The organism is Inquilinus sp. (genome assembly GCF_057815775.1).
This window is the reverse complement of the sequence record NZ_JBYRFX010000871.1, coordinates 1-6,465: the sequence shown is the minus strand read 5'-3', so window position 1 is coordinate 6,465 and position 6,465 is coordinate 1. Positions and strand designations below refer to the sequence as shown.

The window sequence follows — 6,465 nt, the reverse complement described above, 5'->3', positions numbered from 1 at the left end:
GGTGGATTGGAACGACACTCCGGCAAATTGCGCCAGCCGGCGCCGCCTGTCGAGCAGTGGAACGGGGGCAGGCGCCGGATCGTGCCCTGCCCTCTCCGATGAAGGGCTCCATCATGCGTGCCTCTCCCGCTTGCGGGAGAGGTCGGAGACGCGAAGCGGCTCCGGGTGAGGGTTCTTCGTCGAGGCCAGGGCCCGCCCGCACCCGGTCTCGCTAAGCGAGCCCGACCTCTCCCGCCAGGCGGGAGAGGCAACGCGAAACGGAAACGCTTGTCCCTACCCCAGCCACGCGGCGCTGTACTTGGCGTACCCGCCATCATGCAGGCGCAGGTGCAGCCACTGGTCGACGAAGGCCTTGAACACCTCGTCGCCCTGCGGCAGCAGATAGGCCTTCTCGGCGAAGGTGAAGGGTTGGTCCGGATGCACGGCGCACAGGCCGGGGCGCAGCTTCTGCTGCAGCCGGGTCTCGCTGGCATCGGTGATCATCACATCGGCCCGGCCGGCCAGGATCTCGTCGAAGATCTTAGTGTTGTCGGGGAAGATGGTGAGCTTGGCCGACTTGATCGTGTCGCGGGCGAAGGCCTCGTTGGTGCCCCCCGGCGGCTCCACCACCGTGACGCCGGGCTGGTCGATCTGCGCCAGCGTCTGGAACTTGTCGGCATCCTCGCAGCGGGCGATCGGCGTCTTGCCATCGACGTCGATCGGCAGGCTGAAATAGGCCAGCTTCTGCCGCGGCAGGGTGACGCTGACGCCGCCGACGACCATGTCGCAGGCGCCGCCGGTGAAGTCGGCCATCATCGTCTTCCAGGTGGTCTTGACGAATTCGGCCTTCACCCCGATCGCCGCGGCCAGGTCGCGGGCCATGTCGATGTCGATGCCCTCATACTCGCCCTTCGCCGGGTCGAGATAGGTGAAGGGCTGGTAGTCGCCGGTGGTGCAGATCTTCAGCACCCCGGCCTTGGCCACGGCCTCGAGCCGGCCCGGCGGTTCCGCCCGGGCGGCGGCCAGGGGCAGGATGGCGAGCAGAGCGGCGGCGAGCAGGCGCATGATTCCTCCCGATTCTTGAATCCGGAGCGATCTTAGTCGGACGAATCGGGCGCCACCAACAGGGGTCGTCCGCGCGGCCAGTCGCCGCTACCATCACCTCATGAAGCTGATCGCCTACACCATCGGCGGGGCACCACCGCAGATCCGGCCGGCCCCGGCCACCCGCGACTGGATGTCGGCGACGCCCGAGGGCTTCGCCTATCGCTGCCTGCCGCTGAACATCGCCAACGCCCATGGCTGGGAGATCCTGTGCCCGGTCGGGTTCCGCGCCTGGTGGGATGGCGGCACGGCACCCGGGTCGGTGCGCGTCGAGGCCGAGGGGGGAGAAGGCCCGGCCCCGGCGCTGGGGCATTTCGGCTCCGGCATCCTGACGTTCCACGTGCCGCTGCTGCTGCGCACCGAGCCGGGGGCCAATCTCTGGGTCTCTGGCCCGACCAACGCGGCGAAGGATGGCATCGCCGCCCTGACCGGCGTGGTCGAGACCGACTGGTCGCCCTACGGCTTCACCATGAACTGGCGCTTCACCCGGCCGAACCACCTGGTCGAGTTCGCGGCCGGCGAACCGTTCTGCCTGTTCTTCCCCCTGGCCCGCGACGCGGTCGAGGCGACGGAGCCGGAGTTCCGGCCGCTGTCCGACGAGCCGGACCTTGAGGCCCGCTACTGGGCCTTCCACCAGGGCCGCCGCGACTTCCTGGCCGACCTCGGCGTGCCCGGCACCGACGCCAATGAGGCGAAGTGGCAGAAGGGCTATTACCGCGGCCTGGACACCGACGGCACCCCGGCGGCACCGCAGCACCAGACCAAGCTGCGGGTGAAGCCGTTCTCGAAAGACTAGCACCCCATTTCGTCATTGCGAGGAGGCGAAGCCGACGAAGCAATCCATGGCGCCGGTACGGGCTGCCCGATGGATTGCTTCGCTGCGCTCGCAATGACGGAAGGGGGTAAACTTCGTAAGTTGGATTCGCGCGCGAACCCAACACTGGCTCGGGCTGCCGGATGTTGGGTTCGCAAGGGCGAACCCAACCTACGCACGGGCTCGTTTTTCCGCCGCCATCGCCCCCACCTCGTCCCCCGCCAGCCGCAAGGCCCTGGCGGTGAGGTGCCAGTTGAACGGGCTGCCGGGCTTGGCGTCGGTGCGTTCGGCCGCCAGGGTCCGCGCCAACCCCGCCTGGCCGCCGCTCAGCGCCGCTTCGACCAAAGTGAGGTTCAGCACGTCGCGCTGGGCGTGGCTGCCGCCGAAGCGATGCGCCACCGCCCGCACCGGGGCCAGCAGATCCACCACCGTGCCGTAATCACCGGCACCGAAGGCCCGTAGGGCGCGGCAGACCGGCAGGCCGACCTCGGCCGTCATCGTGGCATTGGTGCCACCCGCCACCGCCCGCCGGGCCTGGGCCGCCAGCAGCCGGTCGGCATCGGCGTCGCGGCTGGTGGCGACGAAGGCCATCATCGCGTGCATGTCGTTGAAGGCGTAGTAGCCGTCCTCCGCCATCGGCGCCCAGCTGTCGGCGAGCTCCGCCCAGCGGCCCCCGACATCGACGCCGCGCAGATGGAGCCGCCACAGCAGCGCCGTGGCGTCCAGCGTCTCCAGCGCCACCGGCGACGGCTGCGGCCGGATCGCCTCGTCATACAGGCGCAGCACGGTGTCGATCTCGCCGAGGTCGAGATGGTACAGGCCCAGATGCCACCAGTTGTGGAAGGCGAACATGTTGTCCGGCGCCCAGTCGCCGCTGCGGCCGGACAGCCAGGCGACGCCCTCTGGCAGCCGGCCTTCCATCTCCATCACATGGGCGACGGCGTGGATCGCCCAGGGGTCGCGCGGCTGCAACGCCACGGCGCGGCGGCCGGTCGCCTCGGCGGCACGGTAGTCGCCGGTTTCCTCCAGCCCGAAGGCGTGCATGCCGAGGACATAGCCATAGCCCGGCACGCTCTCGTCCCAGGCCGGCAGCGCCCGGGCGATGCGGTCGCGCAGCAGCGTGGTGTGGCCGAGGTAGAAGTCGCCGATATGGGCGGCCTGCAGCGCCAGCCCGTCGCGCGGATGCGTTTCGACCACGCGGCCCCAGGCGTCGACCGCGCCGGCGAAATCGCCGTCAAGCCAGGCCCGCAGCGCCGCGATGTGGCCGCGTTCGCGCTCATTGGCACCGGCCCCCAGCGCCTCCGCGGCCTCGACGCTCTGGCGCAGCGGCGCCTCGGCCGCCTTCTCCGTCGCCAGCGCCATCAGCGTGCCGCGCAGGCAATGGCCCATGACGAAGCCCGGATCCTCCGCCAGCGCCTTGTCGATCTCGGCCACGGGGTCTCTGATATAGCTGTGCAGCAGGTCGGCCGCGACCTCGTAGCGGTCGAGCGCCGCGCGGCTGCGGGTCGAGACCGGAACGTCGCGGCTGTCACGCAGGCCCATGCCCCATCCTCCTCAAGCGCCGGACCAGGATAGCGAAATTCCGAGAGGCCAGGGCCCGAAAACAGCGAAGCCCCCGTCGGGTGAGCGGGGGCCTCGGTGCTTGTCCTTGCGGCTGTAGACCTTCTCGGATTTGACGATCCGGTGGCCGAGCCGGCGGGCGATCAGCGCGTGCGGGTCACGTCGCTTCGGCCCTGCCTTGGGCGGCATGGGCGTCTTCATATGCTTATCCTTTCGAGACTGGGGGCCTTTCGAGTTTGGGCGGCCCGTCATATGGCCCCGGTGGGGTCCGATGCAAGCATCGCGAGGACCGCGGAATCGCCCGAAGGTTGAATCATCTGGTGACGGCACCGACATTCATGCGATCAGCGATGTCCATCGACCCTTCGCCGTGCCGCCGCCGTGCGATGCGACGGGAGGTTCTTTCGCATGTTCGAGGCAGTAAGATCACCGGCACCATGGAGACTCCCAAGCCGCCCGCCGGCTGGTCGAAGCGCTTCCGCCGCCTGAGAACGCAGGTGCGGGACCAGGTCGCGACCGTGCTCCAGGCCGTGCCGATCTTCGCGCTGTACGGGCTGATGCGGGCGCTGCCGATTGGCGGGGCCTCGGCCTTGGGCGGCTGGGTTGGCCGGACCTTCGGGCCGCGCATCGGCGCCTCACGCCGGGCCGACGCCAATCTCAGCCTGGTGATGCCCGAACTGTCCGCCACCGACCGCCAGCGCATCATCCGCGGCATGTGGGACAATCTCGGCCGGGTGATCGCGGAGTTCCCGCATCTCGGCCAGCTGCGCCGCGATGAGGCGAAACGGCCGAAGCGGGTGCAGGTCGAGGGCATCGAGCATTTCCTGGCCGCGCGCGGCGACGGCAAGCCGGTGGTGATGGCGATCGGCCATTTCGGCAATTGGGAGGTCGGCGCCGCCGTTGCCGCCAACCACGGCGTGCCCTTCACCGCCATCGCCAAGCCGCCGAAGAACCCGCTGGTCGGCTGGCTGCTGCACCGCATCCGCAGTTCGGTCGGCACCATCATGCTGGAAAAGCGGATGGAGGGGGCGGACGCCAAGAAGGCGCTGTCGATCCTGCGCGCCGGCGGCGTGCTGGGGATGATGGTCGACCAGCGCTACAATGGCGGGCTGAAGGTGCCGTTCATGGGCCATGACGCCATGACCTCGCCCGGCGCCGTGGCCATGGCCTATCACCTCGGCTGCGCCGTCATCCCGGTGCGGATCGAACGCACCGCCGGCGCCAACTACCGCGCAGTGTTCGAGCCGCCGCTGGCAATCGAGCGCACCGGCGACCGCAAGGCCGACGTCGAGGCGGCGACCATCGCCATGAACCAGGCGATCGAGCGCTGGGTCCGCGGCCGCCCCGAGCAGTGGCTGTGGCTGCACAAGCGCTGGATGATGCCGCGCCCCCGCAAGCTGCGGCAGCGCGTGCTGGCCTACAAGGCGAGTTTGGCCGCGGGTGGTGACGAAGGCTAGAGCAGACCGTTGCCTCTCCCGCTTGCGGGAGAGGTCGGAGACGCGAAGCGGCTCCGGGTGAGGGTTCTTCGTCGAGGCCAGGGCAAGGCCCTCACCCGGTCTCGCGATGCGAGCCCGACCTCTCCCGCCAGGCGGGAGAGGCAGCGCAGAAGACGCTTGGCATCCCACAAGCGAGCAGGTTCTAGAGGGCGGAGCCGGCGTCCAGCAGAACGTTGGCGCGATATTCGACGCCGAGCGCGACATAGCCGTCGCACAGCTTGCGGTGCTGCGCCGCTTCTTCCTCGGTCAGGGTTCGCACGAAGCGGGCCGGGCTGCCGGCCCAGAGCTGGCCGGCGGGCACACGCTTGCCGGGGGTCAGCAGCGCCCCGGCCGCGACCATGGCGCCGCTTTCGACCACCGCCCGGTCCATGACGCAGGCCTTCATGCCGACGAAGCTGCGGTCGGCCAGGGTGCAGGCGTGGATCAGCGCCATATGGCCGATGGTGACGTCGTCGCCGATATGGGTCGGGCCATCCGCCGTGGCGACATGCACCACCGTGCCGTCCTGGATGTTGGTGCGGGCACCGATGCGGATCGGGCTGACATCGCCGCGGATGACGCAGCCGAACCAGACGCTGGTGCCCGGCCCGATCTCGACATCGCCGATCACCACCGCGCCCGGCGCGATGAAGGCATCGGCCGCGATGCGCGGCAGCCTGTCGCGATAGGGCAGGATGATCGCGCCGGAGGACATGCCGCGGCTCAGGCCGCCTGCGACTGCGCCGGCAGCAGCCCGGCGGTCGGGTCCAGCCCCAGCGCCAGGTTGAGGTTCTGCACCGCCGCCCCCGACGCGCCCTTGCCGAGATTGTCGAGCTGGGCGACCAGCAGCGCCTGCTGCTCCGCCGCGTTCTCGAACACGAACAGGCGCAGAGTGTTGGTGCCGTTCAGCGCCTCGGGCTCCAGCTCGGCTGCCGCCGCGGCCTCGGCCAGCGGTGCCACGGTGACGAAGGGCTGGCCCTGGTAATGCTCCACCAGCGCCGCATGCAGATCGGCGGCCGAGGGCCGCTTCGGCAGCGACCACAGCGGCAGCGGCACCGACACCAGCATGCCCTGGGCGTAGCGCCCGACCGACGGCACGAAGATCGGCGCGTGGTCCAGGCCGGCCCAGCGCTTCAGCTCCGGCACATGCTTGTGGGCCAGCTTCAGGCCGTAGAGGAAGAACGGCACCTTCGCCGTATCAGGCGCATCGGCCGCCTCATAGCGGGCGATCAGGCTCTTGCCGCCGCCGGTGTAGCCGCTGACCGCGTTGATGGTGACGGGATAGGACGCCGGCAGCAGGCCGCGGTCGATCAGCGGCCGCAGCAGGGCGATGCCGCCGGTCGGGTAGCAGCCGGGGTTGGAGATGCGCTTCGACCCGGCGATCGCCTCGGCCTGGCCGGGCGCCAGTTCGGGGAAGCCATAGGTCCAGCCCTCCGCGGTGCGATAGGCGGTCGAGGCGTCGATCACCCGCACATCGGGGTTCTCGACCATCGCCACCGCCTCGCGCGCCGCATCGTCGGGCAGGCACAGGAT

6 protein-coding genes are annotated in these 6,465 nt (G+C 70.0%); 2 read left to right on the top strand and 4 right to left on the bottom strand.

Annotation, left to right across the window (positions count from 1 at the left end; translation table 11 throughout):
* Positions 1 to 273 precede the first annotated feature (273 nt).
* Complete coding sequence (locus AC3XYG_RS31375; protein ID WP_489143812.1) at positions 274 to 1,044, bottom strand: transporter substrate-binding domain-containing protein; 771 nt, start codon at positions 1,042 to 1,044, stop codon at positions 274 to 276.
* Positions 1,045 to 1,144: 100 nt separating this feature from the next.
* Here AC3XYG_RS31375 and AC3XYG_RS31370 point away from each other — a divergent pair, with 100 nt between their 5' ends.
* Positions 1,145 to 1,879, top strand: coding sequence for a DUF6065 family protein (locus AC3XYG_RS31370; RefSeq protein ID WP_489143811.1), 735 nt, complete (start codon positions 1,145 to 1,147; stop codon positions 1,877 to 1,879).
* A gap of 189 nt (positions 1,880 to 2,068) precedes the next feature.
* Here the strand turns inward: AC3XYG_RS31370 and AC3XYG_RS31365 are convergent, their stop codons facing one another.
* Positions 2,069 to 3,439: a tetratricopeptide repeat protein gene (locus AC3XYG_RS31365; RefSeq protein WP_489143810.1), complete on the bottom strand. Its 1,371-nt coding sequence runs from the start codon at positions 3,437 to 3,439 to the stop codon at positions 2,069 to 2,071.
* Positions 3,440 to 3,894: 455 nt separating this feature from the next.
* Between AC3XYG_RS31365 and AC3XYG_RS31360 the strand changes: the two genes are divergently transcribed.
* Positions 3,895 to 4,914: a lysophospholipid acyltransferase family protein gene (locus AC3XYG_RS31360; protein WP_489143809.1), complete on the top strand. Its 1,020-nt coding sequence runs from the start codon at positions 3,895 to 3,897 to the stop codon at positions 4,912 to 4,914.
* Between the two features lie 181 nt (positions 4,915 to 5,095).
* On the opposite strand, the gene AC3XYG_RS31355 is transcribed toward AC3XYG_RS31360, so the two are convergent.
* The gene (locus tag AC3XYG_RS31355) at positions 5,096 to 5,647 is read right to left on the bottom strand and encodes a gamma carbonic anhydrase family protein (RefSeq protein WP_489143808.1); all 552 of its coding nucleotides are present in this window, start codon (positions 5,645 to 5,647) and stop codon (positions 5,096 to 5,098) included.
* 8 nt (positions 5,648 to 5,655) lie between these two features.
* Positions 5,656 to 6,465 (bottom strand): N-acetyl-gamma-glutamyl-phosphate reductase (gene argC, locus AC3XYG_RS31350; protein ID WP_489143807.1); only part of this gene is annotated, 810 nt, incomplete at its 5' end.

Excerpts from the sequence above, each read along its gene's own strand:
- AC3XYG_RS31375 (WP_489143812.1), bottom strand. The coding sequence starts at position 1,044 with ATGCGCCTGCTCGCCGCCGCTCTGCTCGCCATCCTGCCCCTGGCCGCC.
- AC3XYG_RS31370 (WP_489143811.1), top strand. The coding sequence starts at position 1,145 with ATGAAGCTGATCGCCTACACCATCGGCGGGGCACCACCGCAGATCCGG.
- AC3XYG_RS31365 (WP_489143810.1), bottom strand. The coding sequence starts at position 3,439 with ATGGGCCTGCGTGACAGCCGCGACGTTCCGGTCTCGACCCGCAGCCGC.
- AC3XYG_RS31360 (WP_489143809.1), top strand. The coding sequence starts at position 3,895 with ATGGAGACTCCCAAGCCGCCCGCCGGCTGGTCGAAGCGCTTCCGCCGC.
- AC3XYG_RS31355 (WP_489143808.1), bottom strand. The coding sequence starts at position 5,647 with ATGTCCTCCGGCGCGATCATCCTGCCCTATCGCGACAGGCTGCCGCGC.